Source organism: Flavobacterium sp. H4147, assembly GCF_029360735.1.
In the GTDB taxonomy this organism is placed as follows: Bacteria; Bacteroidota; Bacteroidia; order Flavobacteriales; family Flavobacteriaceae; genus Flavobacterium; species Flavobacterium endoglycinae.
Genome location: NZ_JARKNB010000002.1, coordinates 486,177 through 511,563, shown reverse-complemented (window position 1 = coordinate 511,563; position 25,387 = coordinate 486,177). Strand labels below are relative to the sequence as shown.

The following is a 25,387-nucleotide window of genomic DNA, read 5'->3' as shown; positions in this document are numbered from 1 at the left end:
AGATTTAGTAAGGCCAGACTACATGAAGCGGTTTTGCCATCCAGGGATATTTAATAATTGAGAAAGCAAAAGGCGATCTGGAAATCAATATGTCGTAAGCTCTTTTTTCTACGACAAGTTCCCAGCGTTCTTCATGCTCGGTTAAAAGACCGTTTCGTACGAGCCAGTTTCCTCTAAAACCATCAATAGAACAATCTCCAATCGCATCCCAATACGAAATTGCAGCAGTGATTAAACCGGTAATTAAGGTTTTGTTTTGTTCCGGAATTTCGATTTCATCGGGTATTGGCTGGTTAAGCGGAAGTCCGCACATGACTTTGTTCAGCGGTAAAAAATTCTCTTCGGTTACGGTAAGTCCGGTTACCACATATTGTAAATACTGTGCTGCGCTTATCTGATTTTCAATACTGGTAAATTCGTTATTATGAACCAGATTTAACCTTTCAAAAAGCATATGGACATAACTGTTCAAAAGCACGATTCCAGCATTTCGAACGGGAATACTTTCTTTTACAGTAGTTTTTGTGGATTTAACGGGTTTTTGTTTTTCAAATTCTGAAAGCATTTCCATGTTCTTTTTCGTTTTAATAGTTTGTTTTTCTACCTGTGTAATTTCCCTGAAACTCAACTGAAGCGACAGCGGAAATTGATAAATGTGTTTTTCGATATCCATAAGGAAACTCTTTTTAGAAATTCCTTTTTTAGTTACGACTTCCCAGATTAATTCATTCCAGATTTTATCAATCGAGATTAATCTCCAATTGTCATTTGCGGCAGCGTTAAGTACTTTTCGCAACAGCAGACTTTGTAAATCTTTGGCATGAATTCCTTTTATAGTAATGCGGCCCAAAGTGTGATAGAATTTTTCCAGAATACGTAAATACGATTCTTTGCTCTGATCCAATTTGCTTACAGAAGCGCAAAGAACATTGAAATGAATATTTCGGCTCAGCCAGTCTGTTTGTGCTTCAGAAACAAATTCTTTTTTTAAAATCTGAAAGAATATTTTAGTGTCGGCAGCAATAATTTGATTTAATAAATCACTGATTTCAATGTTTTCCGAAAGATGAACTAACAACGGAATTTCTTTCTGACAGATAATTGAAACATACCAATCGTATTTTTCTTTAGCTGTAAATTTTTGGTCAAAGAGTAAAGACTCTGACGATCTTGTTTTTACTGGGTTTTCAAACGTATTTTCATCTAGAAATGCATCATTTTCAGTTTCTTCACTCAAAACATCTAATAGCTTTTCTGTTACGTAATTATCTTTTATTTCTTCGTACGTTTTTTTAATTTCTATGTTTTGAGAATCAATGCCGAATTTGTTTTTCGCATATGTAGTAAATGCTTTTTCAATCAATTTTTGAAATAGAACCTGATTTCCTTTGTACGCATTATAATTTAAAATAACAGTCCAGAATATTTCATTTAAATCCATTGTGATACGCGCATTCGAAACTGATTTTGATTTTGCAATCCAGATTGTTTTTTCCTTAATCCAATTGGTTTTTAGCGATTTTCCGTTCTTTAAAAAATATCCGATTATAGCATCGCTTTCTTTTTGGTTTTGTTTTCGCAATGTTGAAAATCTAGGATCATCATAATGAGCCGTAAGTACATTGGCCAGCGAAGTTTGCGCTTGCTGCGATGTATTTTGTATTAATAAAGCCAGTTCAATAATGTTTATCGAATTGTTGTTTTTCAGCTGGATTAAAAAGCTTCTTTTAATGGAAATTCCAAACGCTTTGATTCTTTTGGATTGAAGCAGTTTGGTAATAAACCTAAAATAATCAATGTGTTTGACAGCCGTTGTTTTTCTGGATAATTGCAGAATAACCGTTTCAAGAAACACAGACGAATTATGTTCTGGATGCAATAACATTTCTTGAATACTAAACAGCAGCAGATCATCTGTTAAAAGTTCTTCGGGCAGATCGTATTTTTCTTTTGAATTTAATATTTCATATACCATTTGAACCGTTTGTATCAGTTTGGTTTTCTTATAATTGGCCGTTTTGATAATCAATTGCAAAAGCTCTCGGTTTAAAAGAAGCGGAATAATTTTTTTGATGAATTCTTTGTTTTCATACGAAAGCATCACTTCAAAAGCCGTTTTAGGATGCAGATAAATATTCTTAATTAATGATTTCTGCAAGTCTTTAAAAACCGTATTTTTTGAAGCACTTTTTTGGAATTCGGTTTCTAGTTTTACCACCAGATTTTTAAAATGAACCGCCGGATAATTCGAATTTTTTTTGTCGATTTCATGGCAGTACATGCTGTTTAAACGCGTGTAAAGTATAGCCGAATTACTATTTTTTGCCGTTACCGGAACAACAGCGCTGGTAAACGATCCCAATAATTGAACTGGTTCTTTATGATTTGCTTTGCTCAGTTCTGTAATACAGTGCAGTAAAAAAGTAGTATGAGCTGCATTTTTATTTTTGATGAGAAAAGCAATCGACGTCTGCCAAAGGAATTTCGGATTGTTTTTTAGTTTTAATACCGAACTCAATGTATTTAAATACAATACCGAATCTAGATTTAAAGATGAAGAATCAGTATCTAGTTTTGAAAATAGTATTTTAATGGCATTTTCATCTAAATCTTCAATTAGAGCAAAAACAGCCGTTTCGTTTTGCAATACACGGCTCAGCAACGTTTTGAATTTCGACGGATTTTCAGAATTCAATACCGCAATCAGTTCGTTGAGATCGTTTTTCTGAGTTCTCAATTTACGCTCTGATTTATGTATTAAAAGCTTTTCTAAAAGATGCCAATAATTGGTTTGTACCTGCGGAACAGTATGATGCATTTTTTGTGCTTCATATTCCTGAGTCAGCATTTTTAAAGTGTATATAAAATCGTTGTTTCTCGTGGTATTGTCGGATATTTTAACCACTGTATTTTCAATCAAAACAATCAGTTCGGCATAGGCAATATTGTAATGATTAGCCATTTGCAGAATACTGCTTTTCATAAAAGCGACTTTATTAAAAAGCGTTCCGCGTTCCAAAAGCAGGAAGTTTAAAATAAAAAAATACAGGTTTTTTCTAAAACTTGCGGTACTGGTTTGTATAATCGTTTCCTTCACCTGAAGCGTTGTAATAATCGAACTAAACTCTATTATCGTATCGCTGTTGTTAGGTTCAAGCGCCGTAATTATTTTGTTGACGTTTTTTTCATCAAACTGCCAAGAAATTCTTTTGCGGACTTGTTCGTGTTTGATTCCTTCTTTTTTGATAATGGCAATAATTTCCGCTAGATTGTTCTGAAGTAGTTCTGCCATAATTTGGTTTACAGAACCTTCTTTGTTTTGGTAACTCCACGGTAAAAATCCCTCAATTAGAAAAACAGTCAGGTTTTCCAGAATTGATTTTTCTTTGTTGTAAACCGATATTAAATTCTGTTTCTGATGGTTCTGATAAATAATCAGTTCTTCGATTTTTTCTTTTAAAAGCGTGCGTATTTTGGTACTCAAGTCAAATTCGAGATCACTGTAATCACAGATTCCCAAATCGATTTCTAACGATTCTATACGCCAGCTTTGTTCAGGCGGGCATAATTCGTTAAATACAGATGCAGCTTCTCCCGGAAGGGAAATTTTACTCCAGTGGCTCAATCGCTCCTGAAGTTTAAATCCTTCTTCTCTTTGGTCAAAAGTAGTGTTCCACTTTAGACTCGATACAATATGGCGGTTAATTTCTTCCATGGTTTGACTCTAAAATTTGGTTTAAACTACTAATAACATTCAGGGCAGGCTGAACAGGTTTTAAATGCACCGCGGCTTCTGCCTGACTTAATGAGGTCAAATCTTTAAATCGCAGGCTTTTGTGCCAATTGATATAATTGAGAATAAAGGCGCCAAAATCCTGACTGTTTATAAAAACACATTTGAAGCTTAGATTGACAGGCAGACTGATTTTTAAAAATTGTTTCAATCGTTGTTTGAATTCCTTGGTTTGAAAAGCCGGCACAAAATCGGGAAACAAAATCAATAGGTCTTTTTTAAATACTTTCGAATTCATCGAAACGCTTCCGTCGCCAGAGGCAATACTTATTCTGAAAGCATAATTAGAAACTTTAGATTTTATGAATTCATTTTGGTTTTCTATAATAGATTCAGTTTCTGATGTAAACGCAAATTGAGTTCCCGAAAAGGACAAATAGCCATTTTGCAATTCTTGGTCTAATACCGTTTCACTAGAAGTATTTAAAATATTATTTAACTGAGAAATGGTTTGAAAATCAAGGTTTTCAGACTGATATAAAACAGTGTTTTCTTGATTTTCCTTTATAATTTGAAGATTAAAAAACAGTGATTTTAAAAGAAGTGCTGTTTCCAGAAAAATACTTCCTTTTCTTTTCTCGATAAACCACAACGTTTTCTGAACCGTCATATACACATTAGAATCGGTACTTTCTGGATTGCTTTTCAGACTTTCGAATTGGGCATTTATAAAATTGGAATAAATGTTTTTCAATCCAAACAACAAGTTTAGTTTCAATTCAATTCCTGAAAAATTGTTGAAATCGTTTTGGTGTATTTTTTCTTTTTTGTTGAGTTCTTCTGATTTAAAAATAAAATCAGTGGTGTGTTCATTTATGTATTGAAAATGCTTTTCTTTCATCTGAAAGAAAGTTTCATCAGGTTTTCTTTCCGTTGTCTGTGCTGTTAGGAAATTATAAGCTTTTTGACGGTTGTAGGACAATAATCCTAAGTTTTGCAGATACAGACTTTTTACAATAATCTGGTCTTTTCTTTTATCGCCGGTATAAATTGTATCGTCAATAATCGAATCGATTACTTTAGGTGATTCGCCATGTCGGGCTAAAAGATGGTTGAGCAGTTTGTTTCTGCGTTCCAAATTGGTATCTTCTTCCTCCATAATCTTCATTAAACCAAAGATGTACGGATTGTACGGATCTTGCTGGTATTCGAACCAGCTTTTCTCTTTTAGTTCGGTTTCAGACTCATTTCCTGTCGAATAACTAAACGTTTTATTGTCTTTTAATAAAGGTTTAATATGCGGAACATTGTACAAGGACTGATAAAAATAACTTGGCGAAAACATTTTGTACGGAACGGGATATTCAAGATGTTTCTGCTGATATTTATCTTTTACCGCATAAAAAGTTTCTTCGTCTGAGGGTGCGCCACAAACCGAATTTTTAAAAGAAAATAGTTTCGAAATATTTGCCAGCTGCGAAAATTGATTCGCTAAAACTTGATCAAACAAGGTTAAATAGCCTTTTAATTGGCGTGATTGTGCAATTTTTACAGGCTGCGAATGATCTTCTATAGTATCTGCACCAACGCCGTACTGCTCAGGGAAAGTATTCTGGATAGAGTAGTAGGTGTTAATATCTCTAAAACTGCTTTTAGGCAGTTTTTTGGTTTCTTTTTTATTGAGAATCGCGGTGGTTTTCTCGTACGTATCTTCAACAATATTTAAAGCATTTACAGTAATATCGCAAGGCAGATTTTTACCGTTGCAGCTTAAAACAAGATTATTGGTTTGATAAGAGTTTAAAACATCAATAGCAATAATCTGATTGATTTGTGATTGTAAAACAGAAACCGCTTTTCCATCCTGAAGCAGTTGTAATCCCGAAACCGAAACCACGCCGCTGATGGATTCAATTATCGGAATTAAATCAATTACTTGTACAGAATCTGTTTTTAAAGTCAGTTCATTATCAGGAATCCAGCCGTTTTTTAAGTTTGGACCGTCATATATTTCGGCAGTTGTGTATTCAGAAATTAAAGCACTTTCGTAACCTGTTTGTACTACTTTGGCAAAAATAAACGAACGAATTTTATCCTGTAATTCCAGTAAAAGATCATATTGATTGATGTTTTTCTGGATTTCGATTAAACAGCTTATCAAGCAGTTTATAGGCTGTAGCGCGATAGGTTTATTGAATAATTCGCCTAAATTTCGGCTTTGGTTCAAATAATAATACGCTTCATTGCAAACATTGTCACGATCAGAATCATTGCTGATTTGCGGACTTATATAAAGATAAAATTGATAGACTTTGTTAAACGGATAATTGTTGCTGTTGAAAGTTGTAATAAGCACATTATCAATGTTTGGTACGGCATCTATCAGGTATTTTTTATAATCGTTTATGGTGTACGGAGCGGTCGTTAAAATCTCTGCCGGCAGATAAAACTGGTCTTCGATTTCAATTTTTCCGTTGGAATTAGTCAGGATATCTGGTATGCTGAAATCGGTACAATAACCTAATTCTGTAAGGGCATAACAGATTTGGTCTAAAATAGTAATCCCGGGATCTGACGGATTAAAATTCGTCCATTCGTACCCAATATGACTTTGGATATAGCCAAGCGCTTTCTCTTTCAGGCCGGTAAAATCCTGATGGAGCGGAAGCTGATCTTTTACTATGTAGTTGACTGTATCCATTTTTTAGTTTGAAAAAGTAATGTGATGCTGCGGAGCTGAAACCAATAAGGTTCCTGATCCTTCTGCTTTAAGCGATGTTCTGTTAATAATGCATTTATCGGCTTTGCTGTTATTTAAATAACTTGAAAACGAAAGGTTGTTGACTACTCCCACGCCTTCAATACTCTGAATAAAAGAACTGACTTTGGCGTTAATAAGTTCATGACCAATTTTTACCTGACGCTGGCTGCTTTCAATCCACGGTGACAAGTATATTTTCAAAGCCTGATTGACATTTTTTTGTACCAAAGTGGGCTGATAACCGTTTAGAACTTCAATTTGAACCGAAACAATCACATATTCCAGATTGAAATTGGATACGTTAAGATTTAAAAACGGTGAGGCATTTTCTTTTAAAAAAGCTTCAACCTGATCTTCCAGACAATTGTTTACCAGCGGAATAAAAGCATTACTGTCTGTAGCAAACGACATTTTTTTGGCTAAATACACCTTGCAAGTATTGGACTTGTTATGATTCACCACTTTGGTATAATAGATGTCGCTGAAATTTTCTGTGATAAGCGTATAAAAATCGGCAGGGTTGGCGGCTCTGTTTTTGGTTTTTATACTACTGCTGATGCGCTGGTTTCTCTGCGTATCGTTTTCTGCAGCTTTTCCTCCAAAAGAAGGAAATGGCTGTGAGATTACGGCTAGTTTAGGAATTGCTGTCTGCGGTTTGCTGATAACACTGCTGCCAACTTGCGGAATTGTGGTATCCAGAAGAAAAGAGGTTCCTGTACGCTGTACACTGAATCCGTTAGTTTGTACAAAAACGGTTTGTGAATACGCGTCTGGACTGCCGGAAACGACAATAGAAATCCAATTGTTTTTTCCTGGCATAAAAACTCCCGTATTGTTGCAGTCCGCAGGAATAGAAAGTTCAATAATACCAGAACATCTAAATTGATTGGTACCATCGGAAAGTACTCTTAGCTCTTTCCAGCCGGAATCGTTTAAATAGAAATACTGAATACTGTTTTCTGGGGTTACCGTAATTGAATTTCGGGATAATTCCAGATAGAGATTTAAGGTGCTGTTACAGATTAACTGTTCCATTTCGATGAATAAAGCTCCTGAATATTCAAATGAAGGATAAAGAGGCACGCCTCCCGATGTATCGTTTGAATTACCTGTAATGGCTGTATTGGTAGAAACTGTCGCTTGTGCATCACTGTCATATATTTTATAACTGCTGAATGGCGAGTATAAAAAATATTCCAGCGGATAATCTTCGGCTGAATTATCAAATTTGTAGGTTTTACTGGCCGAATAGTCGGCTTTTATTGTTTTGATTTTAGGCGAAAAGGGCGGATTTGCCGATGGTATAAAATCCAGAGTTTCATCTTTTTTGGCAGTAGCAATAAGACTGCCGTTTTGCAGCGCAATACTCGCTACAATGTTCGGATATATTTCTGAACCAAAGCCATATTCTGGTCCTGACAAAAGCATTTTGATAAAACCTGATGAACTTCCATCTGTAAATTTTAAAGGCTCGTTCTGAATATTTGGATCTCCTTTTAATACCGTATTTGTATTTCCCTGAGGGGCAATATAAATATAATGGCTGCCGGAATCTGTTGTAGAAGCTTCGGCATTCTTTTCCTGATCAACATCAAACAAATAAACAGGATTTACGGCAGGAGTAGTGGGTACAAATACACAATTTGGACCTGTATAATCGTATTTATACAATTCAATTTCGTTCCATGATTTATTTTCAAGCAAATCAAAATCAACTGTAAAAGAATAATTCGCAAAATACAAATTCACATTTTCGGATGCTGTCTTTTTTGAAAAAAGCCTAATTAAAGGTATTCTAGAAGCCGTAGGATTTGGTTCGGTAATAGGTTTTGTTGTTGGCGGTGCTTTTGGCGGTATGGGCTGCGGAACTAATTTTGACAAATATCTGTTGTAGGAATCATAATAAGTTGAAAAATCAGTTGGCAGTTTATCCCAGTAAATATGAATGCTGAAATTATTTAACGGTTTGCTAAATATCTCGCTGCTGCCAATAATAAAATTCGAATTCTCTAAAGCAATTGGCCCAAAAGGAGGAAAGGGATTTTTGGTATTCAATTCTCCAAAATCATTGTAAAGCTGTAAAGTAGTAACATCGGTTACTTTTACAGAAATGGTTATGGCAGTAACTTTAGGTGAAACTTTTGGATTATCAATATTTTTAAATAGAATCTTCAGCATTGGCCAGCTGGTTGTTAAACCGTCAGGATTTACCAAGAATGGTTCAATTGCAATTGTCGAAGGATCAATTTTAATAGTGATAGTTACTGTATTTCCTCCGCTGACTACAAAATTGGAAGGAGTCAGTACTATTGGGAGCCATTCTTTTTGTGTGCTTAGAAAATATTGGGCATTTTGCAAAAGACTTAAACTAATAGGTGCATCAAAACTAAGGTCAAGTGTTATTGTTCGATCTCCTTCACGCAGTAAAAGCATAGGCGATGCAAAAGCAATTCCTAAAGGTAAAGCTTGAATGGCAGGATTGTTTTCTCCAAATGTAGGCCAGCTGATTACGTTGCCATCTTCATCTTTTTGAATCGCTGTCGGTTTTGCAATGGGTTGTAAATTATACGCTCCATTCAGCAGATTTTGATAATTGAGTGTATAGGCGCTCGTAACAATCGCTGGATTTAAAACGCTGTTTTTTTGAGCGGCAAATAATATCGGATTTTTTTGTGCATCAACGCCTCCATTAAACAATGTTCCGGCTGGCAAAACATAAACAGAATCTGGCTGCGAGAGCGTAGCACTTAAAAAAGCTGTATCGGCAGAAGCAGGTAAATTGGTTTGCTTTAAAATATCAGAATAATAAAAATCCAAGTGTTTTTGAGAAATACCGTTTAACTGTTCCTGCTGTACTTTTAAAAGATCGATAAAAGAACGCAAAAGGGTAGTGTCTGGATAACGGCTTTTTCTGTTGCTTAGGTTTTTAAATTCTGTTAAGGCATGAAAAATGGTTGTTTCCAGAAAATTGTATAATCGATCTCCCGTTATGGTTAATGCATTTAAGGAAGCAGCATTTTTATTTCCTGTTTCTAGAAAAACTTGTTCGGTATCAAAACCAAAAACTTCCCAGAAAGGTCTTTTGCCTTTGTTGCTATTCCATAAATCATCATTAATATCGACATACGTATTGCTCGGTAATCCAGCAAATCCAGCGTTTAATGATTGCGTGTATAAATACTGACGGAAAGACTGAACGGCCCAGAAATCGGCACTCAGCATATTTTGTACTTCATGCAGCATATATTTTTTGAGATTGTACATCTCATCTGTCATCTGCATATAATACGTCCATCTTTCTATTATTTTATAGGTTTCAGTAAGATGGTCAAATAGTTTGTTTAAAGCAGTTGAAGTCTGATTGGCTGAAGCCTTTGTTTGATTTAGTTTCTGTACTTCGTTGCAGTTTGTTTTGTATTGCGAATGCAGTTTTTTATAATTGGTTTTGGAAATAGAAACTACTAAAAAAACGGGATCTTTCAATAAAAACGGATTCCAGCTGCCTTCGATTGCATTTTGGTCATTGTAAAAATTGATCAGTCTGCTAAATTCTGCAAGAAAATGCAGCCAGTCATGCTCTTTCCTTCCGTCTATTAAATGCGGAGCTGGAACGAGTGACTCGTTAATGGAATTTAAAGCACTATTTTGATCAATTGCAATCATTTTTTTCGGGCTAGGTTAGTTCCTTCTTTTAAATGGAAAGGAAATACATAGTTGTGTCTTGTATTAGTTTGTGAATAGACATAAATAATCAGCACTTCGATGAGTCCGTTTAAGACATCTGTTGAAGCAATTTGTACATCCTGAACCAGTATTCTGGGCTCGTAACGAAGCAGGGCATATTTTATCGTTTCAATGATTTCTCCTTTTAGGGCATTATCAATTTTTCTGAACATAAATTGCTGCAAACCAGATCCAAAATCTGATTCTAAAGTACGTTCGCCCTTGCGGGTGTTGAGAATAATATTGATAGATTCGTTTATATTGGCTTCATTTGCCGATAAATTAAGCTGATAATTACCCGCAGAAAATGATACGGGAAACGACCATCCCGAACCTAAAAACAAACTCTCTTTTTTACTGATGCTATCCACCTATCATTACGGTAAATGCTCCCAGAATAATAGTTCCTCCGTGAGCGGTTTTATCTCCCATTCTTGCGGCAGGCATACCGCCAATCATTACTGTTGATGATCCTTGTATAATCGAATCTGGTGGTCCAACACAAACAAGCATATCGCCAACTCTTGCTGCAGGTAATCCTGCTATTAAAACGGTTGGCATTCCTGGGCCTACGACTGGTCCGCCTACATGAGGGATTGGCGGAAGACCTGGAGTTACCATTGGACATTCGTGAAAATCTGTAAGTCTTGCTGCTGGTGGCATATCTTTTATTTTTAAAAATTAATTAATCATTACCATAGCTCCTTTAAGCGTTAACTGCATACCGCCTTGTACCTGAGCCATTTGTGCGCCTTGAGCAGAGTACTGCATATCGGCATTTTCTTTAATGTTTAGTCCTTTTGTAGCAACATCACCACCGCTGGACTGAATAGTAATTCCTTGTGTTCCTTTGATGTTTACATTTTGCTGTGCCGAAATATTGATGTTTTTCTGACTGGAGATATCTATTCCGCTCTCCGACATTACAATACTGTTGCTGTTTTGATCTTGAATGGTGATTTTTTTGTCTTTATCGCTTAGAATAATGGTGTTTTTACTTGGAGTAGCTACTGTCCAAACTTTGTTTTCATCATCAAATTCAACTGAAATTCCAGATTTTGATACAATGGCTTTGGTGGAGTTTTTGTTATTCGGTGTTAATCCTGTAAAAGGTTTTATGCCGCTGCTGCTGTACATACTTCCTAAAATTACCGGATAACGAGGGTCTTCGTTAAGAAATCCAAGAATAACTTCGTCTCCCACTTCTGGAAGGAAAAAAGCGCCGGCACCGTTGGTTGAATAAAAGTTAGAAAGTCTTGCCCAGATTCCTTGTCCGTTAGGATCAAACAACGGAATATTAACTAGAATTCTAAATTGACTGTCTGGATCTTCAGACATTTGTTTTACCGTACCGTTAAATAATCCTCTTACTCCGGGAATAAGTCCTGAAGCGGGAGGTGCCATAACATCTGGTTCTTCGGTAAACCAAAGCGGGGAAAGTCCTAATTGAACTTCTGTAACCCAATTTCCTTGAGATAGATCGTGAACAACGCCGCCAATAAGGTAATCACCATTGAAACGGCTTCCAAGACCTGCAAAAGTCATGTACTTTCCGGGATCAACTAAACTGGTCCCTATAAATTTGGCTTCGCCTGTTATTTTAGAATATTCGCTTTTAATAATCTGCGCTTTTGACCAATTGGTTAAATCAGCAGTTTCTAAAGGTGCAGTGGTTTGGAGTTGGAAGGTCGAAAGTCCCACAACATCAGATAATTTTTTGGTACTCAAATTTCCTGCTCCGCTTACATTAGCTGAGGCTTGACCATTTACAACAGCCTGAGTTTTAAAATCCCAGCTGTTGGCAGTTGCATTTCCTAATTGTGTAACGGCATTTAACTTGGCATTGAATTCATATAAATTATCTCCATAAGTCACTGTCGCCACTGAGGTAGTCGTATTATCTGGAGCTTGAACGGAAACGGTTCCGTTTATAGTAGTTACGATTAATCCATTGGCTTCAGCAAGCGATAAAATATAATCCCAGTCCGTTACATAATATTGTACTTGTTCTGGCCATTGTGTTGAGGTAGACGCAACGCTTGGTGTTAATCCTGAATAAGTTCCTATAATTGAGCTTATAATATCACTGTCTTTTTGTTTGGAATAGGTAAGACTTTTTCGTCCTACAATCATTTTTACGGCTTCATCACGGCATTCTACTTCCAGAGCAGATCCTATTAAAGAATCAACACGAACTGTTTGGCTCATGATGATTCCTTTAAAAATGACCGTATTTGTATTGTCATAACCTGCTTCAATACTGATAGTGCCACCTGGAACAAAAGTGTCTGAGGAACTTGCTGTAAAATCCTGAACAGTAGGATCACCGTCTAGAATTGTAATTTTGGCACTTGAAATTCGGTTTACTCTTTTTTCAACGTGAATAGCATACACGCTTAATTCGTCTGGTACAGTTGCACCATTTACTTTAACTGTGAATGTAGCGATTCCACCACTTGATATGTTGTTAGAAGTACTCATGATTTGGAGGGTATTAAAGGTGGAAATATTAATTTGTCGATACCACTGAGGTTTCTGAATTTGTTTAGTTTGTTATACGCTGCAACTTGTACGTAATAGGAATCATCATTCCATGTTTTTAAGCAAAGCTGAGGCAGAGACATTCCTTCGGTTACCGTTACGATATGCGTAAGGTCTGGTGACTCGGGAGCGTCTGTTCGGGTTACAGTTTCCGGAGAAACGTATTGGCTGAAAGACAGTGAGATTTTGGCTCTCAGCGGACTTCCGTCTGGTTTAAATAAAGTGTAAGAGATATCAATTGAATTGAGAACTCCGCTGAAGGTAATGTCTTGTCCCCATTGTATTTTTACAAAGTTCGGACGGTGAATTTTACCATTATACGTGTAAATAATGGTTTCCAGCGCTGTAATTTCCTGAGACATGCTGATGCGTTTTGGATCTACAATTCCGGTACAGTCAATTACAATTTCAAAATTCAGTTTATCGCTTGGGGTGCTTTTATACTTCTGCGAAGTCGAACTTGTGGCCGGAGCCTGTTGTTCGTTGTATTCGATGGCTTTTTCCAGTTTAATGTTTTCTGGATTTATCATAACGGTATACGGATTCCCTGAGAGTTTGTTTTGAAACTCTTCATCGGTATAACCAGTCATTTTTAATAATTCCAGACTTGCCATTGGTTTGTTTTTTTAACGTTTGTAACTGTTCTCCTGATTTTTCTCAGAGATTAATCTTTTGCATTCTTCCAAAACTTGTTTTCTAAGCAAGGAAAGTTCTTTTTCTTTTGCGGCCGAATTGCTTTTGTTGTGCGAACTCACAATTTCAGTTTTGATAACCAGCTCTCTTATTTCGATGGGCATGATGATTAATTAAAAAGTTTGTCAAAATTGGTATTCGATGAAATATTGAAATAGGTATAAGCAAGCTCGATAGATTCGATTGCGATACCACTTTCCTGAGAGTTTAAATCAGAAATAGAATATTTTACCGGATACGCATTGTTAAAAGTCCACTGCATACAAACAATACCGCTGGCATTCAGCAGACTTAGTATTACATTGTGCGGCTGGATAGGAATTGCCAATCCTTGATCGATACAATTGGCACACCAGCTTACTAATGAAGATCCTACAGGTACAATGGCTCTTTTTAAAACTAAGTTTGGACTGTTAGAAACTGTTGGGAGGCGGTACTTAAACCTATTTTCGCCTCCGCAAACAATTTCTTCTATACTTAGTTCTTTAGAAATTCCTGACACCTCTTTGAAAGCCGCATCCACACCCGAAAAAGAGAGTGTAAAATAAAAGCTTACAGGATAATCATTATTTTCCGCCATTTTTAATAATTAATTGTTCATGAGCAATTTCAATAGTGTCTACTGCAACTTCATTTCCGTCTGATTTTAAATCAGTACTGGTAATTTTGGTTGGCCAGGCATTATTTAGTGTCCATTGCATGGTTACACCGCCTTTTTCGTCCAAAAGTTTGATGATTACCGTTCTTCTTTTAATGGTATTCATAACCACCTGCTGGTGCCAGTCCCAAAAAGTATTATCGTTTACAAAAATGCCTCGCTTCATGGTTACGTTGCCGTATTTTGTAATTCCCGGCATTTTTTCTACAGAAAAAAGCGGGCTGTTGCTTTTGCGATATTCTATAATTTGGTTTTCGACATCCATTCCTGTAACTTCTTGAAAAGCTACTTTTGTCAATTCAGTTCCCAGGTCTACTTCAAACCTGAACTTTGGCATGGGCCATGTTGCGCCTTGTACGCTTCCGTCATCTGTTGCCATATTCTTGTATTTTTATTTAAAAGAAATTCTTTAAGAGATTAATGATTTGATTAACTAGAAGTTGCCATCTGTTGTTGAAAGGTCAACACGATAAACTCTGCTGGATGTACTACCGCTACTTTTACAGTAACATTCATAAAACCATTCAAAATATCATCTGCTGTCATAGTCGAACCCAATCCGCAGGCTACTGAAAAAGCATCAGAAGCACTTGCTCCTTGCAAACCGCCTTGTTTCCAGATAGAAGTAAGGAAACTGCTGATCATTGCAATTACAGCTTCCCACGTATTTTTGTCGTTTGGCTGGAAAACATATGCCTGAGTAGCCAGTTTACACGATTGTTCAAGGAAAATCATAGTTCTTCTAACTGGAATATACCTCCAATCCTGACTGTTTCCATCTAATGTTCTTGATCCCCAGATTAAAATACCAAGTCCGTTAAACTTGCGTATCGCGTTAATGGATTTACCCGAAACGGCATCAACGTTTAAATTGGCCTGCTGGCTTTCAGAAATGTAAATAGGAAGCGATGCTGTACCTACAATAGAAGTATTCGCAGGAGCCTGCCACGGACCAACCGCATTATCTGTAGTGGTAATAACACCCGCCATTGCACCACTTGGAGGCAGTATATTAGCAGTGTTTAATACATGTTTGATAATCTGTCCGTACGTTTGGCTGGCGATAAGCAGAGCGTTGTTATTCTGCGTTACGGTTAAACCGCTGCTTGGATTTTGGATATTGGCAATAATCGTAGCAATACTTTGATTTGGTGCGCTTGGCGGATTCAAAAGTGTTTCCAGCTGCTTAACATCACCACCAAATAAATTGGTATAATCAATATCAGTATTCTGCATAATGGTTGTTCCGATAAACGGATAATACGCCATACCATAGTTTAACCCAACAGAACCTGTATTCATTCTGAAATTCGTAATATCTTCAGTATACAAAATAGGATCTGGAGCATCACCACCAATAATGTCAAAAACACTCATAGCAGTCTGCATTTGTGTACATTGTAAAAGCATTTGCTGCATTAAAGTCCCGTTATTTTCAAGACTTAACAAAGTAGCTTCTGGGCAGATGTACATGGTTGGTTCTGGCTCATTCAATAATAAAGAAAGACCGTTTGTAAGATCGTTTAACTGCACATTAGGATTTACAATAGGAGTGCCCGGCGTTCCAGGTTTTCCAGAAGGTGCTCCATACGATCCAACCGATACGATATAAGCATCTCCACCGCCATTTTCGTAAAAAAGTCTCACACTATTGTACAAATAATAAATCGTGTTCGGATCTGGTACTAATGAATAGTACGATCCGTTAATTAACATGTAATCACCTTTCGCCGGCTGGCTTTTCTGCTGTACTAAATAATATTCAGGACTGTATTGTTTAGACGGACTTGCAGGAAGCGGAGGATCCGGTAAACAAAAAAAGGTTTGAAAATCAGAGAACGAAGTGATTCTAACCGGTACATTAACGTACGATTTTCCCTCGTAAGAGGCCTGTGGTGTATACCCTATAAATGCCGGAACTGCTGTTGCAACTGCTACAACCGAATTTGGAAAAGCATTTAATTCTTGAATATAAACACCAGGAGTTTGAATGGTAGATAAATTCATTGATTTTTAATTTTTAGTGTTCATTTTAAATTTTGTTATAGATAAATATACATGGGTGATGTAACTTGGTTTTGTTCTTTATTGCTAATGATATTTATTCGGGAAACATCGGGTATGGGGAGTCCTTTTATGATTACTTTTCCTTTTGAGTTTCCTTGATCGGTTCCTGATGATTCACTTTTATTGATGAGATCAAACTTGTACTTGGGTTTTTCGCTCAGCGGAATGTTATTAGTATCCGAAGTAAATAGCAGTGCCTTTTCGCCCGTTTGAAGCGTGACTTGTTCCGGGCCTTTAAATTGGATTGAACCTTTCTGCGTTACCACAGGATTGTTTAACGGCAGCGAATTTTTATTGATAAAATAATACTGCCATTGTGTGGCTCTGGCTTCAAAACTTATTTTATATAAAATAGGATTATTTGATACGTTTTTGAGATCTTCAAAATAGATTTTTAAATTTCCGAAGTAGCGAGCAATTGGAGCTATTTCTAAACTTTGGTTTAATACCAGAGTAGAAGCGTTTTCTTCATTTTGTGTTTTTTGGCTGCTGTAATTTACCAGTCCAAGAAAGTTAACCGGCAGATCTGTAAAAAGAAGAAAGCTTGGATTACTGCATTTAATATTAAATTCGAAAAAATCTTGTGAAGCAGTTTTAGAAATATAATCTAAAGTGTCTGACAATGTTGAGGTTGGGTTGGCAAATAAATCAAATCCGTTGGAAACAGTATTGATCATAAAACCGAATTTCTTCAATATCTTATCGGTTTTATCTGTTGGAATAAAATGCAGGCAATTGCATTTTGTATTATCATAAAAGGTATGATAAACAGCAGTATTAAGAAGCTTTATGTAATGACTCTGTTTCATGGCGCTGCCGTATTATTGATTTGCGATACACCCGGAATAATTTCAGTAGTTTCATGACCCTGAACTTTAATCAGTTTTATTTTGTAAATAATCGAAGGCTGATATTTCGCTCCCATGGCAGTCCATAAACTGTGCATTTGGTGGTAGGATATTTTCTCATATTCAAATTCAAGTCGGTTTAAACCCGATGGTATTGAAGAAGAGGAACTGGCATCTATATAATTATTGACCTGAAAGAAATTAATAACAACGTCAAGTGTTTTTAAAGATTCGCTGTAATCGTCAAAATTGCAGCTGATGAGAAGATCTAAATTGTATCTTTCCGTTTCATTGAAACTCGAATAACTTCCATCATTCAGTTGTTTATTTCGAATGTAAAAAGGCTGATTGGTTTCTTTCTCAATATTAATTAGCGATAAAACGACTTTATTTTTATTGTTTTTTGGGAATACACCACTGGTATCGACAAGGTAATTTAAGACGGTTAAATCGTCGTCGACAGCAAGACGGTTTTTTAAAAACTGTCCCAGCAATTTACTCGTAAACCATAAAGAATCATTTATCATTTTTTTGTCATTTTTATATGTTGGGGCGCATATCCCTGACTACATGGTAAAATTACTTTACATTTCATTTTAAGTAAGAAATACCGTATGCACTTTTCGTATACATTTTCTACATTTTGAAATTTCCCGTAGACAAATTGTAGACAAATCTGGTGTTTTACGTAAAAGAGTGCGTTTTCTAAGTAAATGAGTTATAAAGTTTGAGAATTGTTGTGTATTTTATATGGTTGGTTGGTGGTTGGTGGTTGATGGTTTATAATTTATAGTTTATAGTTTATAGTTTATAGTTGATAGTTGATAGATGTTTGTTTTAGTTGATTGTTGAAAGGTTGAATTATTTTGAAGAGGAAAGTAATCCAGAAAAATAAAGATAAGTACTGAGGACAGGAATTATAGAGTTCAAGAAAAAGAAGCGTAAAACCAAAAAAAACAGCCAAGAAACACCAACCATCAACCAACAACAAAAAACCTAAGAAACTGTTCTTAAGTAGGAAATAATGTCTTGGTCTTTGTTTAGGGTGAGTTTCTTTTTCAAGCGGTATTTGTGGGTGCGTACGCTGTCCTGATTGATGCCCAGAAGATTGGTAATGTCATTATTGCTCATGTTCATCTTGATATAACAGCAATATTTTAAATCTTTGGAACTTAAAGAAGGATGTTTTCGGGCAAGCGTTAGAAGAAAATTAGGATTGGACTGTTCAAAATAGATTTTGAAATCGTCCCAGAGTTTATTGTCGTTTGCAACTGCTTTTATCGAATTTACGATCGACATCAATTCCTGACGAATAGAATCATTTACATTAGGAAAAAGATACGAAATACGTTCTTTTACTTTTTTCAGAACCTCGACTTTCTGATCGAGTTCCATTACATAATGACTTAATTCTTTGGTATAGCTGACATCGTTTCTCTGATAAGCTGCTTCTGCAAAAGAAAGTGTTTTAGTTTTGGAAGTTGTTTTTTTTAGAAGAAATATTGATCTGATTCTGTATATCAAAAAATCAGCATTATTAAGGTGGTTAAAAGAATAGGTAAAAACAATGCAGTTTTTTGACCAGCAGGATGATTCGCATTCATTACTCTGCGTTAAGCATAAAATTGGAATATCAAGATGTTCCGAATTGAAACTGCTGTCCTGAATAATCGCTTGGTTTTTTTTGAAACATAAAATAATCAAATCCGGTTGTAAAGAATCGATTGTACTGTTTAAATCGGAAGCTCTGGTTACTGATATAGTTGAAAAGGCAAAATCAGACATTGAAGCAAGAATGTTCAGCACTCTGGTCAATACCAAAGTATCATCACATCCAATCAATATTGATCTCTTTTCGAGCATTTCAGGTTCGGTTGATTAGTTTTGGGGTTTTTGAAAACGAAGCCTAAATTACCGAAATGATGCGTTTAAGAAGAAAAATATGTCATAAGATGCCTTTTTTTTGTCATGAAATTTTCTGAGGGATATTTAAGGCGATTTTCGGTTGATTATTTTTAATCTGGAACTAAAATTTACTTCCGAAATAATGGTTCCTGCAAAAATTAAACTTCCGCCCAAAAGTAAGCGCCAGGAAAGGTTTTCACCTAAAATAAAGAAAGCTCCAATAGCACCAAATACTGGTTCAAACAAATAAATAACCGCCACACGTTCTGCAGATAAATAGCGCTGAGAAATATTGGAAACCGTGTACATATATGCAGTAGAAAACAAGGCACAGTAAATCACGCCCATCCAAAATGTATTGTTTTCAGGTAACCAATTGGATTTAGAATCTGTAAGCGCGAGGCAAAAAGTAAACAGGGCACAAAATGCGAACATGGGAACAATTGAATACAAAAGATTCTTTGTAACAGAATGTTTTTCCACAGCAATTAAGTAAACCGCAAAAGCAAATGCTCCGGCAATTGTAAATAAATCACCCAAGTTTATGGTAAATTTATCTTGAATAGCAATAATAAACAAACCTGTTAAAGCGGTTAAAGCGGCAATCCAGATTTTTAAAGACGTATTGGTTCTGTAAACCGCCAGTTTTAATAACGGAATAATAATTACAGTTAATCCCGCAATAAAAGAACATTGTGAGGCATCAGTATATTTAAGTCCAACCGTTTGCAGCTGAATACCTAAAAACATAGGAAAAGCTAGAATGGCTCCGGTTTTTACAGCTTCTATAGTCGTGTTTTTAACGTATTTCCAAAAAATAATGCTTAATACAATTACGGCCAGCAAAAAACGATAAAATAAAAAAGTGTTTGGCGAATAATCTCCAATAGCCATTTTGGTAATCGAATATGAAATTCCCCAAAATGCTGTGCCTATAATCAGCAGAATCAATAAAAGCTGTCTTCTTTCCATTTTAAATCAATACTTTTTTCATCATTAAATCTGTTTGTTCGTCATCTCCCAATTTAAAAATATGAGTATCAAATTGTACAAAACCATTTTTAGTATAGAAACTTACTGCTCTGAAATTCTTTTCCCAAACGCCAAGCCACATATACGACGCTTTTAATTCTTCAGCGGTATGTTCTGCCTGCGCGTATAATGCTTGTGCGACTTTTTTTCCGTGAAATTCTTTTGCCACATAAATGCGTTCAATTTCCAATGCATCAGCTGATTCTTTTTCAGTCTGCGCATCGCCAGTATTCAGTTTTAAATAACCAACTACTTTTTCATCTAAAACAGCTAAATAAAAATAGGAGGAAGGATTGTTAAGTTCAGCTGTTAGTTTTTCAAGAGCGAAGCTTTTATCCAAATATTTATTCATGTTTTCTTCACTGTTTACATCAGCAAAAGTTTCCGAAAAAGTTTGTCTGCCAATGGCTTGTAATTGTATTACATCATTTGTACTGGCTTTGATTATTTTTAGTGTATTCATTTTATTTTTTTTAATGCGTTAAAAGCTGTTTTTTGTTTTTGATAAATGCGTAAATTGCATCAATGGATTTACAGCAGATTAAATATTTTTTGGCTCTTGCCAGCGAACTTCATTTCTGGAATACTGCCGGAAAAATGAATATTACACAATCAGCACTCAGCCGTCAGATTCAGTCTCTTGAAAACCAGCTTGGTGTGCAGTTGTTCGAGCGTAACAAACGCAATGTAAAACTTACTGCTGCAGGCCAGTTTTTAAAAGAAAAATGGGAGGTCGAAATGAGTAAACTCGAATTTATTCATCAATCGGCCCGCCAGATTCAGCTAGGAGAGAGCGGTACGATTACCATTTCTCATCCTGATTCTATTTCGGCTTCGATTATGCCGGATATTTTATCGCGTATTTCAGCGGCTTTTCCTAAACTAAAAATCAAATTGGTTCAGGTTCTTTACGAAAACCAACAGGATTTTCTGCGTAATTATAAAATCGATCTGGCCATTACCAGAGATATTAATAATGCTAAAGACATTCGTTCAGAAAAAATCCACACCGATCATTTAGCCATTGTGGTTCCAGAGAATCATCCGTATCAAACACCCGCCGATCTGACTAAAGAAACACTTGCTTCTCAAAAGTTTATTCTGCCTACTAATGATGAAGGAAGCAGTTACAGCGATCTGATTCAGCGTTTATTCAATTCTTTCGAAAATGCTCCCGAAGCGTATCTTCATTCTGAATTTGGATCAGCAATTATTGCTTTGGTTCGAAAAGGACTCGGAATTGCCATTTTGCCGGATTCGTATCTTTTTCACGGAATTTCGGGTATCCGATTTATCAAACTGCCTTTAGAAACCGATTTGTATATCAACTGGAGAACCGAAGACCATAATCCTGTTTTAGGCAATGTTCTAAAATTGATTATTCCGTAAACTTAAGACCGTAACATTTCGATATGCGGAATTCCATCTTCATCGTAAACTTCGCCTTGTTCAACAAATCCTAGCGATTGATAGAATTTGGATAAATGATATTGCGCACTAATTCGGATATCTGCTTTTCCAAATTTTTCTTCACAGCCCGCGATGGAAGCCTCCATCAGTTTTACTCCTAAACCTAATCCGCGGTGTGAAGGTGCAATTACAACACGTCCGATTGAAATTTCAGGATACGAAATTCCAGCTGGAACCAAACGTGTTACGCCAGCGAGTTCATTATCAATATAATATAATAAATGATAACTTTTCTGGTCTTTATTGTCTAAATCCAAATAGACACAATTTTGTTCGACTACAAAAATTTCGCTCCTCAACCGAAGCATATTGTACATTTCGTGATTGGTTAATTCTTCAAATGATCTGATGATATGGTTGAATGTCATTTTTAATTTTGGCTTTATTTTTTGACAAAGATAAAACAGAGAGTAATGTGGTAAAATGCTATTTTTTTATCATGTGATGCTGAAATTGCATTAATTAGTTTTAAAAAATCTCAAATTTTAGATTCCAAATTCCAAACCCACAATACAAACCCAAAGTTGAAACTTTAGGCTATGTTTTAATACTTTCCGAGAAATCTTATTTGTAGTAAACTTTGACAAAGTTCTGCCGTAGAAATTACATAACGTATCTATGTGTTAGAAAACTAGTTTCTTTCCATTTTCTTTTTTGCGGAAGAAAATTCTATGTTTCTATGTGTTTAAAACAAAAAAACTTTGCCAAAGTTCTGCTGTAGAAATTAAATAAACGTATCTATGTGTTAGAAACTAGTTTCTTTCCATTTTCTTTTTTGCGGGAGAAAATTCTATGTTTCTATGTGTTTAAAAACAAAAAAACTTTGCCAAAGTTCGAAACTTTGACAAAGTTGAATATTAAGTAAAATATATTTTTAGTGCGAAACCGCTTTTAAACCAACGATAGAACCAACCAAAGTCGCTAAGAAAAACAATCTCCAGAAAGCCGCAGGTTCTTTAAAAACAAAAATGCCGACTAAAACCGTTCCAACAGCTCCAATTCCAGTCCAGACAGCATAAGCAGTTCCAAGAGGAAGAGTTTCGGTTGCTTTCATTAATAAAAGCATACTTACGGTTAGAGAAATCAAGAAACCAATATACCAATAGTACATTTCGGTTCCAGTTGTGGTTTTTGCTTTTCCAAGACACGAGGCAAAAGCTACTTCAAATAAGCCTGCAATGATTAAAATAATCCAGTTCATAGAGTTAAAATTTTGTCGTGCAAAGTTCTTTTATACAATTGATAAAAAATTTAACAAATGATAAAAAATGAAGTTATTTTAGGGTTTGACTAATAGCGCAAAATTTAACTTTAACACATAGAGACATAGATTGTTTTACTGCCGTTAGGATTACAAAAAAAGCAAGCTTTAACACATAGCTATGTGTCTTGAAATTAGTGAAATGCCTTTTTAAAGTCCACTAGAGCTATGTTTCTATGTGTTAAAAATAATTCAATCGATGGTGTTATTTCAATTCAGCTCGAATTCTGCTTAAGCTGACTTGCGTAATTCCTAAATAAGAAGCGATATGTCCTAGTTGCACTCTTTGAATCAGTTCGGGATGGTTTTGCATCAATTCTAGATACCGTTCTGATGCATTTTTGAATTGTTTTGAAATCAAACGTTCTTCGGTTTTGATGAGCTCTTTTTCGGCAAATTTTCTTCCCCAATTCGCAATATGAACATCTTCGCTGAACAGTTTTTTTAAGTTATTGGCTTTGAGTTCATAAAGTTCACAATCTTCCAGAAGCTCAATGTTTTCATATCCAGGCTGTTCTTCAACATAACTTTTCATCGAAATTACGGTTTCACCTTCTTTTCCAAACCAAAACGTAACTTCATTATCTCTTTGAATATAAGCTCTTACCAATCCTTTTTTGATAAAATAAATATTAGATTCTACTTTATTGGCTTTGAGTAATATATGTCCTTTCAGAAAAGAGATTTCTGAAATATTGTTTTGCAGTGCCAGTTTAGATTTTTCTGGCAGTTCGTGTATTTGATCAAGAATAATGGAAATTTCCATTGATGGGATTTTAGTAATTTAGAATAAAGGTAATCTTTTGGGATACTTATTTTCAACATATAGAAACATAGTTTTTAATATTTAAAAAAGGCATTTCACTAATTAAAATCCAAATAGCCATCTATATGAGGAAACTTGTCTCTTTTGCCCGCTTTTTTGAGATAAAATATCTTTGTTTTTTATGTGATAAAGGTAAAAAGTAAACTGTAAAAATATAGTTTATCTTCAAAAAAAAATCCCATTTCAAATTTGAAATGGGATTTACAACTGCAGAATTTGACGTACTAATTCAAAGGATTTGCAGCATTATTGACCAATATTAACTAATTATATTACTCCTCCTAAAGCTTTATACAATAAGACTTGAGAATTTGCATTCCTAAGCTGAATATCAACAAAATCAAGTTCTGCCTGCAGTTTGTTTTTTTGCGCATTGATGATTTCAAGATAATTGGCATAACCGCTCAAATACAAGTCATTTGAAACATTTACCGCAATTTCGAGATGATCAATTTCTTTTAATTTGTATTTCAAAACATCTTCAAAAGCTTCGTTTCGATGCAGTAATGCACTTAATTCATTAAAAGCTGTGGTGATTGTATTTTGATATTGTAGAAATGAAATTTCCTGTTTTCTGTTCGAAACATAAAATTCCTGTTTGATTTGTCCTTTATTGAAAACGGGAGCCGTTAATCCGCCTAATATCTGCCAAGCGAAAGAACCAGTGTCAAAAAAAGTATTGAAAGAAAACGAATTAAATCCTGCATATCCCCCTAAGTTTAAAGTTGGGAAGAAGGCAGCGCGAGCCGCTTTTGCATCAGCGTTGCTGGCTAATAATTCAAAATACGCTTCAGAAACATCGGGCCTTTTATGAATGATAGAATCCACACTGATTTTCTGGTTTAAAACTTCCAAATGTCCAGATAGGAAATCACTGCTTCTGTCGATTTTTCCACCCAATTCTCCCAAAAGCGTTAGTAACGCTTTTTCAGTCTGATCGATGCTTAAATGCAATTCGGCAGCTTCGGCATGAATGTTATTGTTTTGTGCATTAAATTGTTGTACAGCAAGTTCAGTCGCTTTCCCAACAGATCTTTGTGCTGAAACAATATCAAGCGCTTTTTCCTGCGTTTTTAAGTTGTTATCGTAAATCGCTGCTTGTTTGTCTAATGCGATAAGTTTGAAATACAAATCAGCAACATCACTTAAAAGTCGGGTTTGTAACAATCGCATTCCGGCTTGTGAAGCAAAGTATCTCTGCTGTGCTGCTTTTTTACGATTGCTCAATTTTCCCCATATATCAGCTTCCCAAGAAACTTTTCCGCCTAAAAATAAGTTGGGTGTAACATCTTCATTAATTCTTTGTTTTTCGTTGATGTTCTGCGAAAAGTTGGTGTCAAAATTACCAACACCATCCATTGTATATTTTCCGTAATGTGTTCCAGAAATATCAGCTGCTAGATCCAAAGAGGGAAGAAGTGCCAATTTCGCCACTTTTAAATGTGAATTGGCAATTAAAATTCTTTCCTGCATAATTAAATAATCAGGATTTTTGGCAATGGCTTTTTTTAATAATGTCTCTAATTTTGGATCTTTAAAAAAAGTTTCTGTCTTCAGCGGAATAAAAGGCTTTAAACTATCTGCGGAATTTTTTCTCTGTGCGTCAAAATTTTCCGGGAGTTTTACAGAATCTAATTTCTCTGTGATTTTTGGTGCCGAACAAGCTGTTAAAAGTAAAATACCAGTAATGATAATGGCACTTTTGGTTGTCCTTATTACATCAGTATTTTTATATTGATTTATTATGTATTTCATTGTTTTAATTTATTTTGTTCTCCTTTGTCTAAAATTTTATTTTAACACATAGAAGCATAGATTTTTCTTTCTGTAGAAGGAAATGGAAAGAAACTAGTTTCTAACACATAGTTA

General features: G+C 35.4%; 21 protein-coding genes. 1 reads left to right on the top strand and 20 read right to left on the bottom strand.

The window, feature by feature from the left end:
* Window positions 1–4 precede the first annotated feature (4 nt).
* The 16 genes from P2W75_RS09980 to P2W75_RS09905 form a co-directional block, all read right to left on the bottom strand.
* Entirely contained in the window at window positions 5–3,715 is a 3,711-nt protein-coding gene (locus tag P2W75_RS09980) for a contractile injection system tape measure protein (RefSeq protein ID WP_276380289.1), read from the bottom strand.
* The gene (locus P2W75_RS09975) at window positions 3,702–6,434 is read right to left on the bottom strand and encodes a hypothetical protein (RefSeq protein ID WP_276380288.1); all 2,733 of its coding nucleotides are present in this window, start codon (window positions 6,432–6,434) and stop codon (window positions 3,702–3,704) included. Before P2W75_RS09975 ends, P2W75_RS09980 begins: the two co-directional genes overlap by 14 nt.
* 3 nt (window positions 6,435–6,437) lie before the next feature.
* Window positions 6,438–10,157: a baseplate J/gp47 family protein gene (locus P2W75_RS09970; RefSeq protein ID WP_276380286.1), complete on the bottom strand. Its 3,720-nt coding sequence runs from the start codon at window positions 10,155–10,157 to the stop codon at window positions 6,438–6,440.
* Entirely contained in the window at window positions 10,154–10,588 is a 435-nt protein-coding gene (locus tag P2W75_RS09965; protein ID WP_276380285.1) for a GPW/gp25 family protein, read from the bottom strand. The genes P2W75_RS09970 and P2W75_RS09965 overlap by 4 nt, the downstream gene beginning before the upstream one ends.
* On the bottom strand, window positions 10,581–10,880 hold the full coding sequence (locus P2W75_RS09960) for a PAAR domain-containing protein (protein WP_276380284.1): 300 nt from the start codon (window positions 10,878–10,880) through the stop codon (window positions 10,581–10,583). The genes P2W75_RS09965 and P2W75_RS09960 overlap by 8 nt, the downstream gene beginning before the upstream one ends.
* A gap of 18 nt (window positions 10,881–10,898) precedes the next feature.
* A complete protein-coding gene (gene vgrG, locus P2W75_RS09955; protein ID WP_276380282.1) occupies window positions 10,899–12,698 on the bottom strand; it encodes a type VI secretion system tip protein VgrG in 1,800 nt (599 codons plus the stop codon).
* Window positions 12,695–13,372, bottom strand: coding sequence for a hypothetical protein (locus tag P2W75_RS09950; protein ID WP_207296537.1), 678 nt, complete (start codon window positions 13,370–13,372; stop codon window positions 12,695–12,697). The genes vgrG and P2W75_RS09950 overlap by 4 nt, the downstream gene beginning before the upstream one ends.
* Window positions 13,373–13,384: 12 nt before the next feature.
* Window positions 13,385–13,555 carry a DUF5908 family protein gene (locus tag P2W75_RS09945; RefSeq protein ID WP_207296536.1) on the bottom strand — a complete coding sequence of 57 codons (171 nt, stop codon included), beginning with the start codon at window positions 13,553–13,555 and terminating at the stop codon, window positions 13,385–13,387.
* A gap of 5 nt (window positions 13,556–13,560) precedes the next feature.
* Window positions 13,561–14,031, bottom strand: a complete 471-nt coding sequence (locus tag P2W75_RS09940; protein WP_207296535.1) for a phage tail protein — start codon at window positions 14,029–14,031, stop codon at window positions 13,561–13,563.
* Window positions 14,018–14,488 carry a phage tail protein gene (locus tag P2W75_RS09935; RefSeq protein ID WP_163411038.1) on the bottom strand — a complete coding sequence of 157 codons (471 nt, stop codon included), beginning with the start codon at window positions 14,486–14,488 and terminating at the stop codon, window positions 14,018–14,020. The genes P2W75_RS09940 and P2W75_RS09935 overlap by 14 nt, the downstream gene beginning before the upstream one ends.
* A 50-nt stretch (window positions 14,489–14,538) precedes the next feature.
* A complete protein-coding gene (locus P2W75_RS09930) occupies window positions 14,539–16,116 on the bottom strand; it encodes a phage tail sheath C-terminal domain-containing protein (protein ID WP_276380280.1) in 1,578 nt (525 codons plus the stop codon).
* Between the two features lie 35 nt (window positions 16,117–16,151).
* Window positions 16,152–16,985: a hypothetical protein gene (locus P2W75_RS09925; RefSeq protein WP_276380278.1), complete on the bottom strand. Its 834-nt coding sequence runs from the start codon at window positions 16,983–16,985 to the stop codon at window positions 16,152–16,154.
* Complete coding sequence (locus P2W75_RS09920; RefSeq protein ID WP_276380276.1) at window positions 16,982–17,551, bottom strand: Pvc16 family protein; 570 nt, start codon at window positions 17,549–17,551, stop codon at window positions 16,982–16,984. The genes P2W75_RS09925 and P2W75_RS09920 overlap by 4 nt, the downstream gene beginning before the upstream one ends.
* Window positions 17,552–18,020: 469 nt before the next feature.
* A complete protein-coding gene (locus P2W75_RS09915) occupies window positions 18,021–18,887 on the bottom strand; it encodes a LuxR C-terminal-related transcriptional regulator (RefSeq protein WP_207296531.1) in 867 nt (288 codons plus the stop codon).
* A gap of 126 nt (window positions 18,888–19,013) precedes the next feature.
* Window positions 19,014–19,901: a DMT family transporter gene (locus tag P2W75_RS09910; protein WP_276380275.1), complete on the bottom strand. Its 888-nt coding sequence runs from the start codon at window positions 19,899–19,901 to the stop codon at window positions 19,014–19,016.
* Window position 19,902: 1 nt separating this feature from the next.
* A complete protein-coding gene (locus P2W75_RS09905) occupies window positions 19,903–20,424 on the bottom strand; it encodes a GNAT family N-acetyltransferase (protein WP_276380274.1) in 522 nt (173 codons plus the stop codon).
* A gap of 62 nt (window positions 20,425–20,486) precedes the next feature.
* Here P2W75_RS09905 and P2W75_RS09900 point away from each other — a divergent pair, with 62 nt between their 5' ends.
* Window positions 20,487–21,350 (top strand): LysR family transcriptional regulator, encoded by an 864-nt coding sequence (locus P2W75_RS09900; protein WP_207296528.1) that lies wholly within the window; start codon window positions 20,487–20,489, stop codon window positions 21,348–21,350.
* A 2-nt stretch (window positions 21,351–21,352) separates the two neighbouring features.
* Here P2W75_RS09900 and P2W75_RS09895 read toward each other — a convergent pair whose 3' ends face one another.
* From P2W75_RS09895 to P2W75_RS09880, 4 genes are all read right to left on the bottom strand, one after another.
* Complete coding sequence (locus P2W75_RS09895) at window positions 21,353–21,799, bottom strand: GNAT family N-acetyltransferase (RefSeq protein ID WP_276380273.1); 447 nt, start codon at window positions 21,797–21,799, stop codon at window positions 21,353–21,355.
* Between the two features lie 506 nt (window positions 21,800–22,305).
* Window positions 22,306–22,632 (bottom strand): multidrug efflux SMR transporter, encoded by a 327-nt coding sequence (locus tag P2W75_RS09890; protein WP_207296526.1) that lies wholly within the window; start codon window positions 22,630–22,632, stop codon window positions 22,306–22,308.
* Window positions 22,633–22,897: 265 nt separating this feature from the next.
* Window positions 22,898–23,458 (bottom strand): Crp/Fnr family transcriptional regulator, encoded by a 561-nt coding sequence (locus P2W75_RS09885; protein WP_276380272.1) that lies wholly within the window; start codon window positions 23,456–23,458, stop codon window positions 22,898–22,900.
* A 327-nt stretch (window positions 23,459–23,785) separates the two neighbouring features.
* A complete protein-coding gene (locus P2W75_RS09880; protein ID WP_276380271.1) occupies window positions 23,786–25,273 on the bottom strand; it encodes a TolC family protein in 1,488 nt (495 codons plus the stop codon).
* Window positions 25,274–25,387 lie beyond the last annotated feature (114 nt).

Excerpts from the sequence above, each read along its gene's own strand:
- P2W75_RS09970 (WP_276380286.1), bottom strand. The coding sequence starts at position 10,157 with ATGATTGCAATTGATCAAAATAGTGCTTTAAATTCCATTAACGAGTCA.
- P2W75_RS09925 (WP_276380278.1), bottom strand. The coding sequence starts at position 16,985 with ATGAAACAGAGTCATTACATAAAGCTTCTTAATACTGCTGTTTATCAT.
- P2W75_RS09960 (WP_276380284.1), bottom strand. The coding sequence starts at position 10,880 with ATGCCACCAGCAGCAAGACTTACAGATTTTCACGAATGTCCAATGGTA.
- P2W75_RS09885 (WP_276380272.1), bottom strand. The coding sequence starts at position 23,458 with ATGGAAATTTCCATTATTCTTGATCAAATACACGAACTGCCAGAAAAA.
- P2W75_RS09880 (WP_276380271.1), bottom strand. The coding sequence starts at position 25,273 with ATGAAATACATAATAAATCAATATAAAAATACTGATGTAATAAGGACA.
- P2W75_RS09975 (WP_276380288.1), bottom strand. The coding sequence starts at position 6,434 with ATGGATACAGTCAACTACATAGTAAAAGATCAGCTTCCGCTCCATCAG.
- P2W75_RS09920 (WP_276380276.1), bottom strand. The coding sequence starts at position 17,551 with ATGATAAATGATTCTTTATGGTTTACGAGTAAATTGCTGGGACAGTTT.
- P2W75_RS09940 (WP_207296535.1), bottom strand. The coding sequence starts at position 14,031 with ATGGCGGAAAATAATGATTATCCTGTAAGCTTTTATTTTACACTCTCT.
- P2W75_RS09915 (WP_207296531.1), bottom strand. The coding sequence starts at position 18,887 with ATGCTCGAAAAGAGATCAATATTGATTGGATGTGATGATACTTTGGTA.
- P2W75_RS09910 (WP_276380275.1), bottom strand. The coding sequence starts at position 19,901 with ATGGAAAGAAGACAGCTTTTATTGATTCTGCTGATTATAGGCACAGCA.
- P2W75_RS09945 (WP_207296536.1), bottom strand. The coding sequence starts at position 13,555 with ATGCCCATCGAAATAAGAGAGCTGGTTATCAAAACTGAAATTGTGAGT.
- P2W75_RS09930 (WP_276380280.1), bottom strand. The coding sequence starts at position 16,116 with ATGAATTTATCTACCATTCAAACTCCTGGTGTTTATATTCAAGAATTA.
- P2W75_RS09895 (WP_276380273.1), bottom strand. The coding sequence starts at position 21,799 with ATGACATTCAACCATATCATCAGATCATTTGAAGAATTAACCAATCAC.
- P2W75_RS09900 (WP_207296528.1), top strand. The coding sequence starts at position 20,487 with ATGGATTTACAGCAGATTAAATATTTTTTGGCTCTTGCCAGCGAACTT.
- P2W75_RS09950 (WP_207296537.1), bottom strand. The coding sequence starts at position 13,372 with ATGGCAAGTCTGGAATTATTAAAAATGACTGGTTATACCGATGAAGAG.
- P2W75_RS09890 (WP_207296526.1), bottom strand. The coding sequence starts at position 22,632 with ATGAACTGGATTATTTTAATCATTGCAGGCTTATTTGAAGTAGCTTTT.
- P2W75_RS09980 (WP_276380289.1), bottom strand. The coding sequence starts at position 3,715 with ATGGAAGAAATTAACCGCCATATTGTATCGAGTCTAAAGTGGAACACT.
- P2W75_RS09905 (WP_276380274.1), bottom strand. The coding sequence starts at position 20,424 with ATGAATACACTAAAAATAATCAAAGCCAGTACAAATGATGTAATACAA.
- vgrG (WP_276380282.1), bottom strand. The coding sequence starts at position 12,698 with ATGAGTACTTCTAACAACATATCAAGTGGTGGAATCGCTACATTCACA.
- P2W75_RS09935 (WP_163411038.1), bottom strand. The coding sequence starts at position 14,488 with ATGGCAACAGATGACGGAAGCGTACAAGGCGCAACATGGCCCATGCCA.